This window comes from Fictibacillus barbaricus, assembly GCF_031457135.1.
GTDB classification, from domain to species: Bacteria; Bacillota; Bacilli; order Bacillales; family Fictibacillaceae; genus Fictibacillus; species Fictibacillus barbaricus_A.
Genome location: NZ_JAVDWA010000005.1, coordinates 46,263 through 65,945, shown reverse-complemented (window position 1 = coordinate 65,945; position 19,683 = coordinate 46,263). Strand labels below are relative to the sequence as shown.

21 protein-coding genes are annotated in these 19,683 nt (G+C 42.1%); 10 read left to right on the top strand and 11 right to left on the bottom strand.

Translation table 11 applies throughout. The annotated features are described in order from the left end of the window. Nucleotides 1-325 precede the first annotated feature (325 nt). Entirely contained in the window at nt 326-640 is a 315-nt protein-coding gene (locus J2X07_RS14290; protein WP_310260019.1) for a YwdI family protein, read from the top strand. Between the two features lie 61 nt (nt 641-701). On the opposite strand, the gene J2X07_RS14285 is transcribed toward J2X07_RS14290, so the two are convergent. Together J2X07_RS14285 and J2X07_RS14280 are read right to left on the bottom strand one after the other, a co-directional pair. Beyond that, on the bottom strand, nt 702-1,187 hold the full coding sequence (locus J2X07_RS14285; protein WP_310260016.1) for a CcdC protein domain-containing protein: 486 nt from the start codon (nt 1,185-1,187) through the stop codon (nt 702-704). 133 nt (nt 1,188-1,320) lie between these two features. Beyond that, nucleotides 1,321-1,491, bottom strand: coding sequence for a hypothetical protein (locus J2X07_RS14280; protein WP_310260013.1), 171 nt, complete (start codon nt 1,489-1,491; stop codon nt 1,321-1,323). Nucleotides 1,492-1,726: 235 nt separating this feature from the next. Between J2X07_RS14280 and J2X07_RS14275 the strand changes: the two genes are divergently transcribed. Further along, nucleotides 1,727-1,954 carry a YvrJ family protein gene (locus J2X07_RS14275; RefSeq protein ID WP_310260010.1) on the top strand — a complete coding sequence of 76 codons (228 nt, stop codon included), beginning with the start codon at nt 1,727-1,729 and terminating at the stop codon, nt 1,952-1,954. Between the two features lie 114 nt (nt 1,955-2,068). Continuing rightward, a complete protein-coding gene (locus tag J2X07_RS14270) occupies nt 2,069-2,440 on the top strand; it encodes a DUF423 domain-containing protein (protein WP_310260007.1) in 372 nt (123 codons plus the stop codon). Nucleotides 2,441-2,515: 75 nt separating this feature from the next. On the opposite strand, the gene gerQ is transcribed toward J2X07_RS14270, so the two are convergent. The 4 genes from gerQ to J2X07_RS14250 all read right to left on the bottom strand — a co-directional run bounded on the left by gerQ (nt 2,516) and on the right by J2X07_RS14250 (nt 5,317). Continuing rightward, a complete protein-coding gene (gene gerQ, locus J2X07_RS14265; protein WP_310260003.1) occupies nt 2,516-3,004 on the bottom strand; it encodes a spore coat protein GerQ in 489 nt (162 codons plus the stop codon). Between the two features lie 12 nt (nt 3,005-3,016). Next, nucleotides 3,017-3,448, bottom strand: a complete 432-nt coding sequence (locus J2X07_RS14260) for a cell wall hydrolase (RefSeq protein ID WP_310260001.1) — start codon at nt 3,446-3,448, stop codon at nt 3,017-3,019. A gap of 270 nt (nt 3,449-3,718) precedes the next feature. After that, nucleotides 3,719-4,462: a hydrogen peroxide-dependent heme synthase gene (hemQ, locus tag J2X07_RS14255; protein ID WP_310259999.1), complete on the bottom strand. Its 744-nt coding sequence runs from the start codon at nt 4,460-4,462 to the stop codon at nt 3,719-3,721. 78 nt (nt 4,463-4,540) lie between these two features. Next, nucleotides 4,541-5,317, bottom strand: a complete 777-nt coding sequence (locus J2X07_RS14250) for a sporulation protein (protein WP_310259997.1) — start codon at nt 5,315-5,317, stop codon at nt 4,541-4,543. 245 nt (nt 5,318-5,562) lie between these two features. On the opposite strand from J2X07_RS14250, the gene pta reads away from it, so the two are divergent. Next, complete coding sequence (gene pta / locus J2X07_RS14245; protein WP_310259996.1) at nt 5,563-6,534, top strand: phosphate acetyltransferase; 972 nt, start codon at nt 5,563-5,565, stop codon at nt 6,532-6,534. Between the two features lie 227 nt (nt 6,535-6,761). Here the strand turns inward: pta and J2X07_RS14240 are convergent, their stop codons facing one another. Beyond that, a complete protein-coding gene (locus J2X07_RS14240; protein WP_310259994.1) occupies nt 6,762-7,595 on the bottom strand; it encodes a lipoate--protein ligase family protein in 834 nt (277 codons plus the stop codon). Then, nucleotides 7,595-8,395 carry a class I SAM-dependent methyltransferase gene (locus tag J2X07_RS14235; protein WP_310259993.1) on the bottom strand — a complete coding sequence of 267 codons (801 nt, stop codon included), beginning with the start codon at nt 8,393-8,395 and terminating at the stop codon, nt 7,595-7,597. The genes J2X07_RS14240 and J2X07_RS14235 overlap by 1 nt, the downstream gene beginning before the upstream one ends. 313 nt (nt 8,396-8,708) lie before the next feature. Here J2X07_RS14235 and J2X07_RS14230 point away from each other — a divergent pair, with 313 nt between their 5' ends. Then, nucleotides 8,709-9,992, top strand: a complete 1,284-nt coding sequence (locus J2X07_RS14230; RefSeq protein WP_310259990.1) for an HD domain-containing protein — start codon at nt 8,709-8,711, stop codon at nt 9,990-9,992. Nucleotides 9,993-10,223: 231 nt separating this feature from the next. Then, nucleotides 10,224-10,727: a YwgA family protein gene (locus J2X07_RS14225; RefSeq protein ID WP_310259987.1), complete on the top strand. Its 504-nt coding sequence runs from the start codon at nt 10,224-10,226 to the stop codon at nt 10,725-10,727. A gap of 54 nt (nt 10,728-10,781) precedes the next feature. On the opposite strand, the gene J2X07_RS14220 is transcribed toward J2X07_RS14225, so the two are convergent. Continuing rightward, nucleotides 10,782-10,991 carry a hypothetical protein gene (locus J2X07_RS14220; protein ID WP_310259984.1) on the bottom strand — a complete coding sequence of 70 codons (210 nt, stop codon included), beginning with the start codon at nt 10,989-10,991 and terminating at the stop codon, nt 10,782-10,784. Between the two features lie 108 nt (nt 10,992-11,099). On the opposite strand from J2X07_RS14220, the gene J2X07_RS14215 reads away from it, so the two are divergent. Continuing rightward, a complete protein-coding gene (locus tag J2X07_RS14215) occupies nt 11,100-11,543 on the top strand; it encodes an immunoglobulin-like domain-containing protein (RefSeq protein WP_310259981.1) in 444 nt (147 codons plus the stop codon). Between the two features lie 287 nt (nt 11,544-11,830). Here the strand turns inward: J2X07_RS14215 and J2X07_RS14210 are convergent, their stop codons facing one another. Next, entirely contained in the window at nt 11,831-13,144 is a 1,314-nt protein-coding gene (locus J2X07_RS14210; protein ID WP_310259977.1) for an NCS2 family permease, read from the bottom strand. Between the two features lie 291 nt (nt 13,145-13,435). Between J2X07_RS14210 and J2X07_RS14205 the strand changes: the two genes are divergently transcribed. Next, nucleotides 13,436-13,978 (top strand): YwhD family protein, encoded by a 543-nt coding sequence (locus J2X07_RS14205; RefSeq protein WP_310259975.1) that lies wholly within the window; start codon nt 13,436-13,438, stop codon nt 13,976-13,978. 348 nt (nt 13,979-14,326) lie between these two features. Here J2X07_RS14205 and J2X07_RS14200 read toward each other — a convergent pair whose 3' ends face one another. Continuing rightward, nucleotides 14,327-16,390: a transglycosylase domain-containing protein gene (locus tag J2X07_RS14200; RefSeq protein WP_310259972.1), complete on the bottom strand. Its 2,064-nt coding sequence runs from the start codon at nt 16,388-16,390 to the stop codon at nt 14,327-14,329. A 134-nt stretch (nt 16,391-16,524) separates the two neighbouring features. Here J2X07_RS14200 and J2X07_RS14195 point away from each other — a divergent pair, with 134 nt between their 5' ends. Both J2X07_RS14195 and J2X07_RS14190 read left to right on the top strand, forming a co-directional pair. Continuing rightward, a complete protein-coding gene (locus J2X07_RS14195; RefSeq protein ID WP_310259969.1) occupies nt 16,525-17,811 on the top strand; it encodes an amidohydrolase in 1,287 nt (428 codons plus the stop codon). A gap of 288 nt (nt 17,812-18,099) precedes the next feature. Further along, nucleotides 18,100-18,945, top strand: coding sequence for an alpha/beta fold hydrolase (locus tag J2X07_RS14190; RefSeq protein WP_310259967.1), 846 nt, complete (start codon nt 18,100-18,102; stop codon nt 18,943-18,945). The last annotated feature ends 738 nt before the right edge of the window (nt 18,946-19,683 follow it).

Sequence of the window (19,683 nt, the reverse complement as noted above, 5' to 3'; positions counted from 1 at the left end):
CTTAAAGGGGGACTTCTATTACGGATAAACAGCCTTTATAAAAAACATTCACTTGCGCAGCTTGCGGCCTGGATCACCGGAAGTGTGCTTGTTAATGGGGTTAATGTGCGGACTTTGAAGGAAGAAGGCAGCTAATCAGAGCTGTCTTCTTTGCGTTATTTCACTTTCGTTATACGAATATAACTTTAATAATCAAATCAAAAGCGGCAGATCAAGAATTTTAGGTGAAAAGTATAGACATAAGGCGGCTAACCATTAGCCAAGTTTTCTTTATTGAACCGCATTTGATAGAATAGGAAAAAAAGATAGTCGTGGTGAATGGAATATGAACATACCTATTGGACAGTTTGCAAAAAAAATAGAAAAACACGTGATGGAGATCAAGCAGCTCGGAGAACACTCTCCAAAAGTTCGTGAACACGTCTCCGCGATTCATGCTTTATGTGAATTAATGCTGGAAGCTGGGGAAGAGGATCATCTGGAAGTGAAAGAATGGATTCCGGGATATCCGGTACAAAAGCCGAAAAGCATGGGGACTTCGACTCCTGCAAAACCGAAAAAATCAATGATGGATTTTGATATGGAAGATCAAAATGACGACGAAGAAGATGGAAATGGCGACTCTATTTTTGATTTTTAACTTAAATGAAAATAAATGAGGAGGCATAGGGAAGTGACCCTGCGCCTCTTATCCTATTTCACTATGCTTTATAATTTGCCTGATAAGCTGCTCTGTAAATTTTCCTGAACTTTAGAAAAGAAATAATTCTCCAAGGAACAATGTAACTGATGGCAACTAGCGTAAACAGGGCAGATAAAGTGTACGCATCCATGTAGCCAAAGTGTCTTCGGAGTATGAAACGTATAGCTAGAACGACCAAAAAAGCGACGACAAAAACAAAATCCTTTTTTGCATAAATCAACTGGTCTTCCCGCACTTCATATCTTGTCGTCCAAATTAATGGGATGGAAAGGATCAATCCTAATAAAATGGCACCGAGATCGCTCCATAGGGATAAGTGAACTTTAGAACTAACCAATAATTGTATGGCAGGAATAAAAAAGAGAATAGGAAATAATAATCGTCCGCCTTTTCCCTTGATTGGACGGTACATACTTCTTGTTCTTCTCCATAAAACAAGACAGGCTATCAAAATGACGATTAAATAAAATGGACTTGTAGTCAAGCTTGCACCTCTATCGTGTATTCATTACTTCGCTTTTACCTCTGTATAACCATTTCAATCTTCTTATTTAATTATATATTAAAATTTCCATAATTCTACATTTAGGCAAAAAAAAAGCGCCTCATCGGCGCTGTTAAATCGAAACATAACTATTTCTTTCTTCCATTCTTTCATCTTTAAGTCTTTCGATTTCAATTTTTTCGTTCAATTTTTTATTAGAAAAGTAAACTGCAGTAGCGGTTGCAATTAAACTGAGAGCAGCTAGTCCTAGAATTGTATAAATCATTGTAGTAAAGAGTTCCATTGGGTGATCCTCCTTTTGTAGTTTCTGTTTCTGTCTTAGTATGTTTATTTCCACTTAAAAGTAAGTTTTAAACCATTATTTTGGAAAGAGCAAAAAAACCAATATTTGTATGGGTCAAATGATTCAATTTTAAAATATGTAAAAGGAATGATGGTAAATTTTCCTCCTTCGTTTTATACTATTTTTACGAACACAAACGAACATATGTTCGATAAAAATGAGGGGTGAATGAGAAATGAATCAAGCAAATGAATGGTTAAACATAGTGAATCTCCTCGGTAATGTTGGTTTTCCTATTGTTATTGCGGGATATTTGCTCGTTCAGTTTGAAAAGCGTATTCAAAGCTTGGAAGGGATTATTCGAGAACTTCATTCAGAGCTTGTTGAAAAAGAAGAACTAGAACGAAAGATTGACCAATATGTCCGTGTTCTGGACAGCGAACGTGAATTGAAAAAAAGATAGCGTTCGCCTTTTTATCATGGACAGCCGTCCACCAAGTTTTCTTTGACAATCCTGTGGCATTCTTTTGATTCGGAGTTGAGAGTGGTAAGATAAAAGAAAAACAGGAGTGGAACTATGAAGCTTTTTCTAATTTTAGGAGCGGTTAACGCAATGCTTGCTGTCATATTAGGAGCATTTGGAGCACATGCTTTGGAAGCGAAATTAACAGAACGAAACATGCTGCACGTATATCAGACTGGTGTTCAGTATCAGATGTATCATGCATTGGCATTATTGGCTGTGGGTGTTTTGCTTGGAAAATGGCCAGCTTCAACCCTTTTGAACGGAGCAGGCTGGTCTTTTTTTATCGGAATCATCTTGTTCTCAGGAAGTTTGTACGCTCTTTCCAACACGGGTATGAAGTTTTTCGGGCCGATTACACCACTTGGAGGTCTTGCATTCATCGTTGGATGGATCCTGCTCATTATTTCGGTTGTAAAAGCATAGCAAAAAGGCGCCTGAACCCAGGTGCCTTTTTTTTATGAGTATGATTGCTGTCTATCCTAGACAATAAATGATTTATCAACGCGGACTGTATTGTGCCATTTGTCCGGATTGTCCTTGTCCGGACTGCTGCTGTTGCTGAGTTCCGTTGTATGGATAGCTATAATTGATTTCTTCATCAAATGTTACGTAGTTTACGTAAACCATAAGGAGCAAATAGCGTTTTCCTGTTTGCGGATCACTTAAAATGATGTGATCGCGACCTGCTGCCTCAATAATTCCTTTAAATACTTTCGCGTTCCATTTCTCGTTGTTCTCAAATGTCATATAGACGGTCGCGACTTTCCCTTTGTTCATTCGTAGAATATTTTCGATATACGATTGCTCGATTGGAAGCTGGCCAGGTGCACCGATATCGGCCATTGGTCCGCCGCCCATTCCAGGTGCTTGCTGGCTTTGTGCCATATCCTGCGGCACTCCCATACCTGCCATGCCCCCCATACTTCCCATCGTGCCCATGCCATTTTGTGCTCTGTAATTCTGATAATACGGATTATAATAGCTCATCAACAATCCTCCCTAAAAGGTGTTATACACACTCGGACAATCACTTTGTTTCGGCTGGTAAAAGCAGTGAGCCTTAAAGCTTCCTGAATGCGCTTGATTATACCAAGTTGGAGGACAAGCTCCGCTTGGATCAAAAAACCATAAGGCATTCCGTGCCGGACGAAAGCGCTGACCGTTTATTACTCTTCTGGCGAGTCTTTTTTCATTTTCTCGAGCCCCTTGATAAAAATAGCCTTTGATTGTTGCCTCAAATCCTCCTGGTCTTTGAAAAACCATCTGCTGCATCGTCCGGATATTTTTGAAATCAAGGCAGTTGCCGCGGATCCGGTTAACTCCAACATTGCCTACCAGGAGCATCCCTTGATCGCCTTCACCTTCCGCTTCTGCCCGAATTAAACGGGCAAGAAGTGAAATATCTTTGTTGTTTACTTTAATGACTGCCAAATTTCTTCCCCCTCTATGTGAGATTCTCGATGTACAAGCAGGGAAAACAGAACATTCGATATATGTGTATGAGCTGTTTTCAAAAACTAGACCACCAAAGTAAAAAAGGGGGGACTGACCCCTAACAATTTATTTCCCTTGGCCGTTTACGCATGAGGCCCTGTGAATTTGCTCAATTTCATCATAACTTAATCAAGCAATTTAAAATCCAACAAAAAAACCCACCAAATAATCGCAATTATTTGGTGGGTTTCCTAATTTCTATTTAAATTACACTTGTAAGAAAGAAGGCACTGCTTCTTTTTTCAGGATGTTTCCAACAAAGAAAGATCCGAATTCGCCGTAGCGTGCACTTACTTCATCAAAGCGCATTTCGTAAACTAATTTTTTAAATTGAAGCACATCGTTCGCGAATAGTGTTACGCCCCATTCCCAGTCGTCGAATCCGACTGACCCTGTGATGATCTGCTTTACTTTACCTGCATATCCGCGGCCAATCATACCGTGAGAGTACATCATCTTTTTACGTTCTTCCATTGAAAGCATGTACCAGTTGTCGTCACCATCACGGCGCTTATCCATCGGATAGAAACATACATGGTTCCACTTTGGCAGTTCAGGGAACAGACGAGCTCTAATCATCGGATCCATTTCGCCGCTCTCATTTTGCGGGTTATATGTGCTAAGCTCAACGACAGAAACGTAAGAATGAGCTTTTACTGTATATTGTGCAAAAGCGGTTTTGTTGAATGCATTCTCAATCTCGTTTAATTCTTCCATCGTAGGGCGCAAAAGCATCATCATAAAATCAGCTTTTTGACCGACAATGCTGTATAGTGCGTGACTTCCAGCTTTGTTTGCCTCTACATTTTCCCACTTTTCAAGAAACGTTAAGAACTCATTGATTGCATATTCTCTCGCATCACTCGAAAGCGTTTTCCAAGCGGCCCAGTCCATCGTACGGAAATCGTGCAGGCAATACCAGCCCTCTAATGTAATCGCTGCTTCACTCATCGTATATGTTCACTCCTTGCTAAATATTAACACGTCCCTATCAATATAACACAACAGGGACGAATCAAAAAATGAACATTAGCTGAACGATCGGAGGGTCTGCTCGATTTTGCTGCGGACATGTGCGGTGTTTCGAAGTTCGTCACGAGTCAATGTCATTCGAACTTTCGTTTCATCCATATCCATCGCTTCTTCCAGCATGCCAAATAATCCTCTTCCACGCTTGTCGATCTCCATAAAAAGTTCGATCTGATCCGTTTGCGGAACTAAAATGACTTCAAGCTCATCAAGTTTTCCAGCATAAGCACCTGATGTTGGTACGTACTCAAACTCTTGCAAAAACGGCAGTCTGCGGCGCATGTACCTTGGTGCTGATCCGCAGTTTGCTTTGCGCAGGCGGAAACCGAGCTGCTCGATCGATTCAAAAATAGCAGACGTTTCCGAATCAGGATGAACACGAATCTGATCATTGTCCGTTGGATCGACAGCCATTTGAATATCGAGGCCGGTCTTGATCCAAACAGGAGTGTGTCCAAGTGTATAAGGTGTGTCATAAGGGAGCGTGACGGAAAACGGGATTTCCTGCGAGCTTCCCGCTGCAACTATAATAGAAGAAGCGACATTTTCTTTCGCAATCGCTGCGGTATCCCGAATTTTTTTATCATCCACTTCCCGGTAAAATTCAGTCATGACATATAAAGAAATGTGATCGATGTTTTGATCAACTTTTCCGCCTTCTATCTTAATGATCCCGGAAATTTTCTCACCAGGTGAGTACGTATCTTTGTCTAAAATCGTATCCACTTTTGCAGCACCAATTCCAACACTTGCCAACATTCGATTTACCAATGACATATTCATTCCTCCTCAGGATTTTCTGCTATTCATTACGATACATAGAAAGAAAAGATTCAAAGTCTGTAAAAAATTTAAACGGCTAAGATGAAAATACCGAGTAACGTTGAAAAATTCAAAATAAAAGAACTTTTTTCATAGAGCGCTTACAACTGCATCGATAGGTTTAAAAGGTGCTAGAAAAGGAGTAACCTAGTAGGGAATGCAAAATGCAGTGTATAAATTAGTTTTTAGGAGGATGGATCATGAGTGATTTATTTATAGATTTGAAAAATAAAGTTCAGCAGCAAAACCCAGCAATAGTTTTTCCAGAAGGAACAGATGAAAGAATCCTAGAGGCTACAAGCCGTCTGGCAGCGGAAAAAATCGTAAAGCCGATCTTGATCGGAAATAAAGAAGAGGTTGCAGCAAAAGCGAAAGCAGCTGGCGTTTCTCTTGACGGCGTTGAAGTAATCAACCCATCAGAGTATGCGGAGTTTGATGCTTTAGTTGAGGCACTTGTCGAGCGACGTAAAGGAAAGACAACGGAAGAACAAGCGCGCAAAGTATTGCTTGATGGCAACTATTTCGGAACGATGCTTGTTTACACAGGAAAAGCACATGGACTTGTAAGCGGTGCGGCACACTCAACAGCTGATACTGTTCGCCCTGCACTTCAAATCATCAAAACAAAAGAAGGCGTAAAGAAAACGTCTGGCGCGTTCATTATGGTTCGCGGAGAAGAAAAATATGTGTTTGCAGACTGCGCGATCAATATTGCACCGTCAGCACAAGATTTAGCGGAATCTGCTATGGCGAGTGCAGAGACAGCACGCGTGTTTGGAATCGACCCAAAAGTAGCGCTGCTTTCTTTCTCTACAAAAGGATCTGCGGTATCTCCTGAGACTGAAAAAGTAGTAGAAGCATTGGAAGTATTAAAAGGAATGAACCCTGATTTTGCTTATGATGGAGAGCTTCAGTTCGATGCAGCGTTCGTGCCGTCGGTTGCGAGCAAGAAAGCACCTGAATCTCCATTAAAAGGGGAAGCGAACGTATTTATCTTCCCGAGTTTAGAAACGGGGAACATCGGCTACAAGATGGTTCAGCGCCTTGGCGGTTTTGAAGCAATCGGTCCGATCCTCCAAGGATTGAACATGCCTGTAAACGACTTATCACGAGGCTGTAACGCAGAAGATGTATACAAATTAGCTCTGATTACAGCAATGCAAGCTCTGTAAAATAGCAAAATGGAAACCAGCTCTCGTTTGGGAGCTGTTTTTTTTATAAGAAGGACACAATCCCGGAAAAAATATTAATAATCCCAAAAAGATGAGAGATAATCCCGGAAAAAAATCGTCTAATCCTGGAAAAAGAAACGATAATCCTGGAAAAATTATTTTTCTTCAGAAAGTGTGCATGTGGAGTGGACACAATCAAAAAAACGCTCGGATTTAATTCTGAGCGTTTACATGTTTAGTGCTTTCTCATTCCGATCCCACATTCTTTTTATATTACCGGGAAGCAGCTCGCTTTCTTCAGTAGAAAGCTGTCCACTGTAAAATAATTCACTGTTTTTATGCAATACCTTCATGAGCTGTACATGTATATCAGCAACAGTAAGCGGAATCCCCAATAGTTCGGCGAGACTCGCCATCACTTCTGGCTTAATTTCAGGATATTGAAACTTCGTTGTCTCCCCAGCGAGGCCTCTTTTATAAAATTCACCGATGAGTGACGCGCGCTGTGAACCGCTGCCGTCTACACATAAATAGATTTGTACCGCAACACCGCCGCGCATGCGCCGTTGTGAGATACCGGCAAATTTTTGTCCGCCGATACTAAGGTCATAGCTGCCGGGACAATAGGATCCGACGATTTCATAGGCTTCAAAGGCAGCGCCATAAGGCTCAAGAAGCTGCTCTACAAGTACTTTCATCGTGTCATACCCTTGGTTAATATCGATTGTCCCTTCTTTTTCAGGCAAAATGAGCGAGATATTAAGAACTCCTTCATCTAAAACAACCGCGAGTCCGCCAGAGTTCCGAACGATTACGCGGTATCCTTGCTCCTCCAAATACTGAATGCCATCGGCCAATCGGGGAAGGCGCGTGTCCTGAATACCAAGCACAATCGTATCGTGATGCACCCATGTGCGTGCTGTTGCTGGTGAGTTTCCTCCGCCGATCGATGTGCAGAGGGTATCGTCTGTTGCAAATGACTGCCTCGCATCAAAGGATGGGCCGAGGGTCGACTGGTCAATCAGACGCCAGGCTGGCTGGTGTAAAAGATGGTCTGCCATCACAGCTTCTCCGCAACGAGTATAAACGATTTTGGGATGCCGCGGTCGAGCTCATCAGGGTGTGGTTCTTCAACGAGCTGTCTGATCCATAAATTTTGACTGCCGATTGCCGTTACAATCTCACCGAGTGTCCACTGGCGGATCTGGACTTGAAAAGGAGCTCGTTCTTCCGTCGTTGCATATTGCAGTTCAGGCAAAAATTTTGAATAAGCGACATCAGTTGTAACTAGTTCTTTACTAAAATAATCTCCGGCTACTTTATGTTTTCGAACGGCCTGGCTCTTGCCTTGTGATTCGATGAGCTTTGTTGATACAGGGTGGAAATCTTGCAGAATCAGTTTCCCGCCTGGCTTTAACAGTCCTGCAACTACCTCGAAAAACGGATTTAAATCTGTAAAATAATGAAGGATGCCGTTTTCCATAAAAGCCATATCATAATCGCCCGTCATTTCTTCTTCAGGCAGTTTTAAAATATCTTTCACCACATATCTTACGTCTACATTTGCAGCCTCGGCCAGCTCACGGGCGTATGCGGCATTTGATTCTGAAATATCAATAACCGTCGCATCCGCTCCCAGCATGGCTAGCGCAACAGCTTTACTGCCGTGCGAACCTAGTAAATTCACGATCTTTTTTCCTGACACATCACCAATATAGGAATCTAAGGGCTGCAGACGGCGCTTTGGATCTTTTTGTATGCGTGTCACTGCTTTTTCAGGCGCGCCAAAACGGTTGACCCATGCCTGATAAGAACTGTTGCTCCACGCTTGTCCATTTCGTTCTCTTCTTTCCTGATCCATCGAATGTTCCTCCTGCCATATCTATATAAATCTATCATTTCCGTATTAAGCAATATCTAGTATAACCCAAATTCAAAGTGTAAGAAAATGTGGATTTTGTGCTTTTTTTGCCGATATAAACTCGGTGGTCCTAGAAAAAATAGTGGTTGTTTTACGAGTTAGTAAAACGATACAATGGGTATACTCTAATAGAATCTATGACAAATTTCGAGCAGAAAATACCTTCTTTAACAAAATGATTGAGGAAGGGATTTTTCTTTTTTACTAGAACTCTTACCTATAAATGCAGTAAGAAGGAGCAGGGAAAAATTCAATGGCTAAACCATTAGGAAAGATGCACGAAGAGAAAGTGTTTAAAGATCCCGTTCACCGCTATATCCACGTTCGTGACGAACTGATCTGGCGTTTGATCGGTACAAGAGAGTTTCAGAGACTGCGCAGAATCAGGCAGCTTGGCACGACCTATTTAACGTTTCATGGAGCAGAACATAGTCGCTTTAGCCATTCTCTTGGTGTTTACGAGATTACAAGGCGAATCATTGATATTTTTCAGGAAAAACAAACATGGGATCCCGAACAGCGATTGCTTGTTTTATCCGCAGCACTCCTTCATGATGTGGGACATGGACCGTTTTCTCATTCGTTTGAAAAAGTGTTTGGCGTGGACCATGAGGAATTCAGCCGCGAGATTATTTTAGGCGATACAGAAGTAAATGAGATCCTTATGCAAATGGGAGACGATTTTCCGAAGCAAGTAGCCGAAGTGATTGCGAAAACACATCCGGACAAGCTGATCGTGAGTCTGATCTCGAGTCAGATCGATGCAGACAGAATGGATTATTTGCTTCGTGATGCTTATTTTACAGGTGTCAGCTATGGGAATTTTGATATTGAACGGATTTTGCGTGTGATGAGGCCGACTGAGGATGGTGTCGTCATTAAATCCAGTGGTATGCATGCGGTAGAGGATTATATTATGAGCCGCTATCAAATGTACTGGCAAGTATACTTTCATCCGGTTACTCGAAGTGCAGAAGTGATTTTAAGTAAAATCTTGCATCGAGCGAAAGAGCTCTATGAAACAAGGTATACCTTTAAAAGAGAGATTACCCATTTTAAAACGCTCTTTGAAGGAAATGTTTCATTAGAAGATTATATTTCGTTAGACGAAGGGACCATTCATTTTTATTTTCAGGCGTGGATGGACGAAGAAGATTCCATTTTAAAAGATTTATGTCACCGATTTATTAATCGCAAGCTTTTTAAATATAGAGAGATGGTTTCTTTTACAGACGGCCATCTGTTATCGGGTTATTTTGACCAGGCGGGTATCAACCCGAAATATTATTTAGTCATCGATTCATCATCTGATCTCCCGTACGATTTTTATAGACCGGGTGAAAAAGAAGAACGATTGCCGATCAACCTGCTGAAGCCGAACGGTGAGATTCGTGAGCTGTCGCGGGAATCCGATGTGGTAGAAGCGATCTCGGGCAAGAGGCGTACAGATCACAAGCTGTATTATCCGCTTGACTTAATTGAACAAATCAAAGACGAAACACTGAAAGAGCAGATAAAAGAGATTTTATATAAATAAAAAGACTAACGTGCATGTATGTTTAAGTTGATTGGAGAGGAAGTTGCGAGACTCCTTAGGGATTAGTGTGACAGGTGAGACCATTCAATGTCGCAAGGCGACGAGTGGGCTCACCGCACACCCCTAGGAAAGCGAGCAAACTGGTACGGAAATCAACTGCTTACAAGTGCACCAAAGTTAACGAAAACAGCAAAATAAATAGAACGAAAAAGGATGTTAGGGGGAAGTGCTGTGTTTGAGGATCATTTAAAGGTTGTCACACTGATACAAGAAGCCGGAGAAGTAATTGGACGTAAGAAGCTTCAAAAGATGGTGTACATCGCAAAAAAGCTGAATTTTCCTTTTCAAGAAAAGTATCAATTTCACTTTTACGGACCGTATTCAGAAGAGCTGACACTGAAAATTGAAGAGCTTTGCAACATGGGATACATACATGAAGTGAAAGAAAAAGTGAGCGGGTATTATCAATATCGCTATGAGGTGAACGAAGAAGGCAACAAACTTCTTTCGACTTACGGAACTGCCATTGAGATGCTCGGGACGTGTGTTCGTTCAATGAATGAACAGTCTTCACGTTTTTTGGAACTCGTTTCGACGATTATGTATTTTGATAAGCTGGAAAAAGAAGAAATCAAAGAAAAAGTTCAGACGGTAAAAGCGAAGCAAAAGTATACGGAAGAAGAAATGGAAGAGGCTTTCGGTTATATTGCTGACTTAAAGACCCAAATTCAATAGAAAATCAACCTGTTTGATAGCGATCCACGGTCTGCTAGAGGACAGGTTTTTTGTTTACCATCTAAACTGCAGCGGGTGTCCATGGTTGTATAGGCCATAAAGATACACACTGAATATGAAAATACTAAAAGGAAAGATGATCGCGAGCAACGTAGTGATAAAGCCTAATGATATATTTTTTTCATAGAGTTTCGTTGCATAAAAACCAATTCCAAGAGCTAGTAAACATAGCGAAATGAGATATACAGCAAGCCATAGTTTCATGAGTGCACCCCTTCTTTATTCAGCATATCCACTCATCATAAAAGATAAACGGCGTGTAAATTGAAACCTTTGTATGGAAGTTTGCGACTAATGGACAAAGGAGGCATCATGATGAGAAAAAATTGGTTAATTATTATGTCGTGTCTAATGGTCCTTTTGGCGGCCTGTGGAAATAAACCAGAGCCTATAAAAGATAAGAATAGCGGTGCACCTGGAGTGAAAAACGAAATTCCTGCCGAACAAGCGGGTGTGAAAGCGGAATGGAAACGAGAAGAAGGCAAGAACCAAGGAAAATTAATTTTGAAAAACAGTTCAGAAAAGAACGTCGGTACTGGAACGGCTTATAAGATTGAAAAATGGACGGACGGCAAATGGGAAAAAGTGAATACCGATCAAATGTTTACCGAGCAGATGATCGAAGTAAAAGCTGGAGAAGCTTATGAACAGCCGGTTGAATTAAAAGAAAAAGAAGCAGGAACCTACCGCATCACGAAAACATTTTTTGAAGACGAAAAAAAGCATGATATTGCTGTTGTGTTTGATAAGAAGTAAAGAGAATGAAAAAAAGACCGGGAGCACCCAATTTGATGTGGGGCGTCCGGTCTTTTTATTGGCTCATTTCTCAACGTTCTTTTCTTAAAGATTGTTGCTTTAGCAGTTCTTCTTTGAAAAGTTAATTGGAGCGGAAGGGCGAGACTCCTACAGGATGAGTGGGACAGGTGAGACCATTAAATGTCGCAAAGCGACGAATGGGCTCACCGCACACCCTGAGGAAAGCGAGCCGCTGCAGAGTAAATTAACCTCATTCAAAAGCAACAAAGTTTACGAAAACGCCTTTTTTAATGCGGCAAGAACGCTAATTGATACAAGAATAATACAGCAAACAAGTAAACGAGGAATGGAACTTCACGCCACTTGCCTTTTACGATTTTTAAAATCGGATAAGAAATGAATCCGAGCGCGATTCCAGTTGCGATACTGGACGTGAGCGGCATCGTTAAAATAATAAGGAATGCAGGGAACGCTTCGTCAAGTTCGCTCCAGTTGATCTTGCTAAGTGAACCGAGCATCAAGCTTCCGACGATAATTAATGTTGGAGCTGTGATTGCTGCAAGGTCTGAAATCGTGCCTACGAGCGGTGCGAAAAAGGCTGATACAACAAACAACAGGGCAACAACAACAGAAGTTAATCCTGAACGTCCGCCAGCGGCAACCCCTGACGAAGACTCGATGTACGCACTTGTCGGGCTCGTACCGAAAGCAGCACCGACTGTCGTTGCGATAGAGTCAGCTAGAAGCGCTTGGCGTGCACGAGGCATTTTGTTTCCTTTCATTAAGCCTGCTTGTTCTGCTACACCGACCATCGTTCCCGTTGTGTCAAAAATCGTAACAAGCAAGAATGAGAAGACAACGGCGTATAATCCATAGTGGAACACATCGGCAAATGCAGTGATTGGGTCACCAAAAATAAAAAATTCTGTTGGCATTTTAGGTGCTGCCACGATTTCTTTAAATTTTAAAATATGTGTGAAGTATGCGATTGCTCCTGTGATGATCATTCCAAAGAACAATGCGCCATTTACGTTAAGTGCCATTAAGATTAATGTGATAGCAAGACCTGCGAGAGCAAGCATTACGGTTGGAGAATGCAAATCACCAAGAGCAACTAAGTTCACGGGATGTGCCACGATAATTTTTGACAAACGCATACCGATAAAGGCAATAAAAAGTCCGATCCCCGCTGTGATCCCGTGTTTCAGGTTAGCTGGGATTGACTCGATTAGTTTTGAACGAAAAGGGGTTAAAGATAAAATGACAAATAAGATACCAGCAACAAAAACAGCCCCAAAGGCAGTTTGATAGTTAATGTTTGTATGGTTTCCGACGACAGAAAACGCAAAATACGCGTTTAACCCCATTCCAGGTGCAATGGCAATCGGATAGTTGGCAAAAAGGGCCATCCAAAGCGTCCCAACAACGGTTGAGATAATGGTCGCAATGAATACGATATTAAAGGGTACACCGGCTGAATGAAGAATGATTGGATTTACGATCACGATGTAGACCATCGTTAAAAATGTTGTAAGGCCGGCAATTAGTTCCGTTTTTACATTTGTACCAAGTTCTTTTAACTTAAAAAAGGATGAAAGCATGGTATTAACCTCCGAAATACGAACGATTTATAAGTACATGTTATATAATATTCGTTTTTAAGGAAATGTTCAACCTATTTTCGAATGCACTTTTCTAAACTCTCTTTTCCAAAAGATTGGGATTTTTGTAATTGGACTCCAATGACAGGTTGATCGGCGTGTACGAAAATCAACCACTTATAAGAGCAACAAAGCATATGAACCACCCTTTTAGAATGTATCTTACTGAGAGATTCTTTCAATTTGTGATACAATACGTGTTAATAATGAATGTTTAGAGGAGCTGGAAGTATGAAAGATTTTTTCAATTCCAATGATAACGCCAAAGACGGCGATAAAAAGAAAAAAGGTATGGGGTTCACTATCATCAGCGGTGATTCAACAGATGGGCATGGCGGCTATGGTGTCGGAAGTTTAACACTCGATCATGTTACTCCGGTAATCGTTGACGTGGAGGATGCGGTTGCTTATATCGATATGGGTGCGATGCATGCACGAAGTGAAGTTGAAAAAAGAGTGAAGTTCACTCCAAATCGTGAAGATACGCCAAACCCAAGATTGTATTGGCTCGTTTGGGTAACGATCAACCGCGGGGCTCATGGTCCGTATTATTTTGGATTGACAGCTTGCGAGATGCAGGTGGATAAGGAAGCGCGCCGGGGCTATAAAAGTTTGCCAGAGCACGTAAACCGCATGGACAAATCCATGAAAGGCCGTGTAATGGTTGAGAACATGGATGATCATGCAAGACGCATTCTTGGTCATTTCTTAAAAGAGCATGATGAAGAAATGTTCAACCGTTCGAGTGATGAAATCAAATCATTAGTGGAATAAAAATGGCAAAATTATGAACCTTTTTTGAACATTTTTTTAAAAACTTGTGACAAGAAAGCACTTCCATTAAACTAAGGTTAGCATTGTACACACAATGTGCTAGGACAATAAAGTGCCCGGGGCTACGCAGTGAGCTTCCGGGCATTTTATTTTGTCTTTTAAATTTGAAGTTTGGCGGTTGTCGATTGATGCGGACGCGTGGTTATATGTACCAAAAGTGTGGCATTATCGAAGTTAAAGTGTAATTTATCGAAAATAATTTGGATTTATCGAAAATAATGTTGAATTTATCGAAACTTATACATGATAAACCCCCTGCAAATCAGCATCTGGCAGGGGGTTTTTGGCTTACCAAGAGAAAATCCGGTTAAAAAACCCTTTTTTCTCTTCGGTTTTCTTCAATTTTTCTTTCACTTTCTTTGAAACGCCATGTTCGTCACAATAATCGACGGGTTCGGTTCCTTTTTCATAATAGGAGATGCGTGTAACCGGACAGCTGTCGGTTGCCAGCTTGCCGTCTGTCGGGTCGATTGTGACAGCAACGACTCCTTTTGGCTGATGGAAGGACAGAATCGGTTTATTTTTTAATGCTCCTTCCATAAAATACGCCCAGATTCGCTTGGAGTAGCCAGTGTCATTAATATCATGCAACTCTTTGCCTTCGTCGTACCCCACCCAAACGCCTGTTACGAGCTGCGGAGTGTAACCGACCATCCAGCTGTCGGTCGGGGTTGATCCGGATTTTCCAGCCATCGGCCGTGTTAAGTACTGATTGATGCTCGACCCGGTAACGCTCGTATAGTCATTTAGTTTCTCATCGAATGTACCGGTCATGAGGTCGGTCATCACAAAGGCTTTGTTTTCATCGATAACTTGGTCGCTTTTGTACTCTTTTTTATAAAGTACTTTTCCTTTAGAGTCTGTGATTTTTGTGATAAATACGGGATCTACTTTCTTGCCGCCATTGGCGAAAACACCATATGCGTTCGTCAGCTCCATCACCCCTACGCTTTTTGAACCGAGTGCAAGGGAAGGGATGCTTGCGAGCGGGCTTTTAATGCCGAATTTCTTTGCGGTTTTGACGAGCTTTTCAGGACCGAGATAAAGATTTGTTTTTACCGCATAGATGTTGTCGGATAGTGCTAAAGCCTGGGCCATCGTGATAAAATCGTTGGCGTAGCGGTTTTTAAAGTTTTTCGGTTTGTATTCTGTTACCCCGTCTGCCATTGCGAACGTTGTTGGTTCTGACTTGATGGGTGTCGATGGTGTGTAGCCGTGTTCGAGTGCTGTGTAATATAGGAAGGGCTTGAATGTTGAACCTGGTGCCCGTTTTGCTTGGATAGCGCGGTTGAACGAACTTTTTTCAAAATCTCTTCCTCCTACAAGTGCTTTTACGTTTCCAGTACGCGGATCCATGGCAACAAGTGCGGTTTGAATTTTTTCATTATCGATAATTCGGTTCTCAATCGTGTGTTCGGCAACTGCCTGCATGTTAGGATCGAGCGTTGTATAAATGTTCAATCCGCCGAATTGAAGGGAATTGGCGTTGATGTTGAGCTCGCTTTTCAAAGTGCGCATAACCGCATCCTGAAAATAAGGAGCGATTGCAGTGACTTTCTCCTTCTCTTCTCTTACATAATGTAATTTTTCCTTTTCAGCTTGTAGGGCCGTTTCTTTTTTAATCAGTCCATCATCTACCATAGAAGTGAGGATGATATCTTGTCGCTTTTTTGCATGATCCTCGTTGTAGATAGGAGAGTAGTAGCTCGGGCCTTTCGGGATGCCTGCGAGCATGGTTGCTTCTCCAAGTGTCAGGTCATCGGCGTTTTTGCCATAATAATAGCGGGCAGCGGACTGAATGCCATAAGAGCCGTGGCCGTAGTAGATCGTATTTAAATAGCCTTCTAAAATCTCATCCTTCGAATAGCTCATCTCCAGACGCATCGTGTAAAAAGCTTCTTGCAACTTTCTTCGCCACGTTTTTTCGTGTGTTAAAAAAAGATTCCGCGCATATTGCTGAGAAATCGTACTTGCACCTTGTACCTTAGCGCCAGCTTTAACATCCGCTAATAGAGCGCCTGCGATCCTTTTTGGATCAAACCCATGGTGCTTGCGGAAGCTTTTATCCTCAATGGAAATCGTTGCATCTATCACGTCTTTATCTATTTTTTTCAGTGGAACCCAATACCGGTTTTGTGCTTTGTTATTGATCTCACCGATTTTCGAGCCGTCTGCTGCGTAAAGGGTCGTTGTCTGCGGAACGAGCAGCTCTGGCGGACCCATGAGTTTAGCAAGCAGTAACAATCCTATGAATCCTAAAACAAAACTTCCAAAGGTGATGGCTCCCCATTTTTTGATCCAGCGTATTTTTTGTTCTTTCGTCGCTTCCTTTAAGATCTTCCAAAACTTCACCTTCCGACCCTCCTTATCATCCGAACGCTTTTTATTAGCCGTTTTTTTATTAGATAGTATGGTGAAAAAGTGCGGCTCTTAAACGTAAGCAAGGAATGAAATGCTATAATGGCAGGTAGACAGGAGGTACGGTAATGCTTATACAAAACATTCAATATATGACGATCGGTGAAAACGGTAAGTGGCAAGTGAAGTCTGGCGATATTTTGGTTCGTGAAAATCGAATCGAGAACATTGGAGATTTTTCTCATGATGAACCGGAAGAGACGGTGGATGGCAAAGGGATGCTGGCGTTACCCGGCCTCGTGAACGGGCATCAGCATACGCCAATGTCACTGTTGCGTTGTTATAGTGATGACGTTCCCCTAATGACATGGCTGAACAAAAAAATGCTTCCGGTAGAAATGAAGATGAATGATGAGGACCGCTACTCAGGTGCTATGATCTCAATGGCTGAAATGATCAAAAGCGGTACGACGTCTTACGCGGATATGTACATCGGGATGGATACAATAGGGGAAGCGGCTGTAACCACAGGGATTCGCGCAGTAATTGCACGAGGGTTGATCGCGATGGATGACGATTATGAAGGACGTTTGAAAGAAGCGTCAGATGTAGTGGATCGCTGGCACGGAAAAGGTAACGGAAGGATTACGACGATGATTGCGCCGCATTCACCGTATATGTGTCCGCCTGAATTTTTAAAAGCAGCGGTGAAGCTTTCTGAAGCGAAAAATGTTCCGATGCACATTCATCTCGCTGAAACGAAAGACGAAGAGCGCATGATTTTAGAAAAATATAAGATGCGGCCTGTCGAGTATTTGAAGAGTGCTGGAGTTTTTGAGCGTCCGGTACTGCTGGCCCATGGGGTTCATTTTAATGATGAAGACTTTAAAACGTTAGAAAAAGTACAGGGCGGAATCATTCATAACCCAGTGAGCAACGCGAAGTTAGGCTGCGGGATCAGCGATGTTAAAAGACTAATAGAGGCTGGCGTAAAAGTAGGTCTCGGAACGGACGGGCCTGCGAGTGCAAGCTCTCTTGATCTATTTTTCGAGATGAAAGCCGCAAGCTGGTTCCAGAAGCTGAAGTATGAGGATGCTGCTAGTTTAAGTGCACATGATGTACTGACAATGGCAACCCAAAACGGAGCGGATATTTTAGGAATCGGGGAAGATGTCGGCTCGTTAACGATAGGGAAAAAAGCAGATATCATCTTGATGGACATGAATAAGCTTCACTTAACCCCGAGTCATGAACCTGCTAATCTGCTCGTCTATTCAGCAACAGGACAAGATGTGGACACGGTCATCATTGATGGGAAAATGGTAATGCGCGGCCGTGAACTGACGATGATCGATGAAGAAAAAGTAATGGCAGAAGCGAAAGACCGGACGAAACAGCTTTTGGCACGTGTTTAGTAGAAAAATAGAGAAACATAAGCTGAAAAGGACTTGGATAAAGTCCTTTTTTTCTAGTCAATTTGTATGAATTTGGAAATAGTCAGGCTTGGATTTAGAAAAATATGTTAAAATTTATTTTGTGTGAGTAATCCCTCAGCACAATATAAAGAAGGAGGCCACGCAAATGATTATCAAGTGGATCAAACATCGATAATTCTAAGTGCAGGCCAATAAACTCCGTTGAGAGATGATTTGTTCTGCGCTGTAAAAAAGCGATATGAAAATAAAATCACGGAGGATTAACAGATGAAACAACAACTATTAATATCAAATAAAGTAGAAATTTATACTGAAAGCTTCGGAGACTCTAAAGATCCAGCTGTACTGCTCATAATGGGAGCAATGTCCTCACTGGATTGGTGGGATGAAAAATTTTGTAAACGCCTTGCTGAACAAGGGAGATTCGTAATTCGTTATGACCATCGTGATTTGGGGATGTCTACAGTTTATGAACCAGGTACATCCAACTATACAATCACGGATTTAGCAGATGATGCAATTGGAGTTCTGGACGCCTATTCGATTGAGAAAGCTCATATCGCAGGCATGTCACTTGGCGGGATGTTAGGACAAATTATAGCGGTTAAGTATCCTGAACGTATTCATAGCCTAACGATTATCGCATCAAGTGTATTTGGAAAAGCACAGGCTGAACTGCCGCAGATGGATCAAAGGATCTTAGCTTATCATGCAAAAAGTGCTGCGATCGATTGGTCAGATTCAGCATCGTCTATCGCTTACCTGGCCGGCGGATGGGAAACGCTATCAGGTTCTAAGCCTTTTGAAAAGAAAAGAATGTACCAGCTTGCTGAAAAAGAGTACAATCGCTCCAGACAAATTCAAAGCCGTTTCAACTATATATTCTTGGGCGGCGGTGAAGAATACCTGGACCGTATGGGTGAAATCAGCGTGCCGGCAGTCATCATTCACGGAACAGAAGATCCTGCCCTTTCAATAGAGCATGGCCAGGCGCTTGCCAAAGCTATTCCGCATGCCGAATTCGTAAAACTTGAAGGAACGGGACATGAAATTCATATAGAAGATTGGGACACGGTCATAGAATGGATCATTAAAGTAAGTTCCAATTATTGAGTGGAAAAGCAGCCGGAAGCGGGGTACCGCCGGCTGTTTTTTGAATGTTGAGAGACTATAATTTTTTGCAACGAAAATAGAATTATGGAGAATAAAAGAAAACGCCCGTGCATAAAAACACGGGCATTTTTGCGCCAGAAAACACACGAGCCGGAAAAGCTAACCGCAAAGCCTGAAGAGACTTAGGGCGCCTTTACGAGTATGACAGAGGCCTATTTATTTTTAGACGTAAGGACAGTAACGATAAGCGAGCTAAAAGCGACCGCAAACATCAACGCCTCAAAAATCGTCAGAGGCATCACCCCCCCTTAACTGTAAAGCTGCGGATATCCGCGAGATGTCCAGCTCCAGTTTTAAAAAGGGAATGCGCCGGCCGCTGTCCTTCTGGCGCTACTATCATTATAGCACTTTTTGGAAGCCTTATAAGCCTGACTAAAGAAACAGGGTAAAATGCCTAATTTTAAAGATAAAGAATATTGATCGACGCAAAAGGGTACCGTTATTGTGGAGCTTGTACATGCATTGTGGAGTTTCTGTAAGGTTCTTACTAAAAGATTTTATGAATTGCTTCTTTGAAAAGTTGATTGGAGTGGAAGTGGCGAGACTCCTGCGGGATGAGTGGGCAGGTGAGATCACTCTATTGCAAAGCGATAAGGGAGCTCACCGCACACCCCGCGGAAAGCGAGTCACTGCAACGGAAATTAACCGCCTTCAAAGGCACCGAACATTATAAAGACA

Bases quoted from the DNA above. Each gene is read 5' to 3' on its own strand.
- J2X07_RS14210 (WP_310259977.1), bottom strand. From the start codon at position 13,144: ATGCTTTCATCCTTTTTTAAGTTAAAAGAACTTGGTACAAATGTAAAA.
- J2X07_RS14275 (WP_310260010.1), top strand. From the start codon at position 1,727: ATGAATCAAGCAAATGAATGGTTAAACATAGTGAATCTCCTCGGTAAT.
- gerQ (WP_310260003.1), bottom strand. From the start codon at position 3,004: ATGAGCTATTATAATCCGTATTATCAGAATTACAGAGCACAAAATGGC.
- J2X07_RS14250 (WP_310259997.1), bottom strand. From the start codon at position 5,317: ATGTCATTGGTAAATCGAATGTTGGCAAGTGTTGGAATTGGTGCTGCA.
- J2X07_RS14240 (WP_310259994.1), bottom strand. From the start codon at position 7,595: ATGGCAGACCATCTTTTACACCAGCCAGCCTGGCGTCTGATTGACCAG.
- J2X07_RS14205 (WP_310259975.1), top strand. From the start codon at position 13,436: ATGAAAGATTTTTTCAATTCCAATGATAACGCCAAAGACGGCGATAAA.
- pta (WP_310259996.1), top strand. From the start codon at position 5,563: ATGAGTGATTTATTTATAGATTTGAAAAATAAAGTTCAGCAGCAAAAC.
- hemQ (WP_310259999.1), bottom strand. From the start codon at position 4,462: ATGAGTGAAGCAGCGATTACATTAGAGGGCTGGTATTGCCTGCACGAT.
- J2X07_RS14280 (WP_310260013.1), bottom strand. From the start codon at position 1,491: ATGGAACTCTTTACTACAATGATTTATACAATTCTAGGACTAGCTGCT.
- J2X07_RS14290 (WP_310260019.1), top strand. From the start codon at position 326: ATGAACATACCTATTGGACAGTTTGCAAAAAAAATAGAAAAACACGTG.
- J2X07_RS14230 (WP_310259990.1), top strand. From the start codon at position 8,709: ATGGCTAAACCATTAGGAAAGATGCACGAAGAGAAAGTGTTTAAAGAT.
- J2X07_RS14190 (WP_310259967.1), top strand. From the start codon at position 18,100: ATGAAACAACAACTATTAATATCAAATAAAGTAGAAATTTATACTGAA.
- J2X07_RS14215 (WP_310259981.1), top strand. From the start codon at position 11,100: ATGATGAGAAAAAATTGGTTAATTATTATGTCGTGTCTAATGGTCCTT.
- J2X07_RS14220 (WP_310259984.1), bottom strand. From the start codon at position 10,991: ATGAAACTATGGCTTGCTGTATATCTCATTTCGCTATGTTTACTAGCT.
- J2X07_RS14195 (WP_310259969.1), top strand. From the start codon at position 16,525: ATGCTTATACAAAACATTCAATATATGACGATCGGTGAAAACGGTAAG.
- J2X07_RS14235 (WP_310259993.1), bottom strand. From the start codon at position 8,395: ATGGATCAGGAAAGAAGAGAACGAAATGGACAAGCGTGGAGCAACAGT.
- J2X07_RS14270 (WP_310260007.1), top strand. From the start codon at position 2,069: ATGAAGCTTTTTCTAATTTTAGGAGCGGTTAACGCAATGCTTGCTGTC.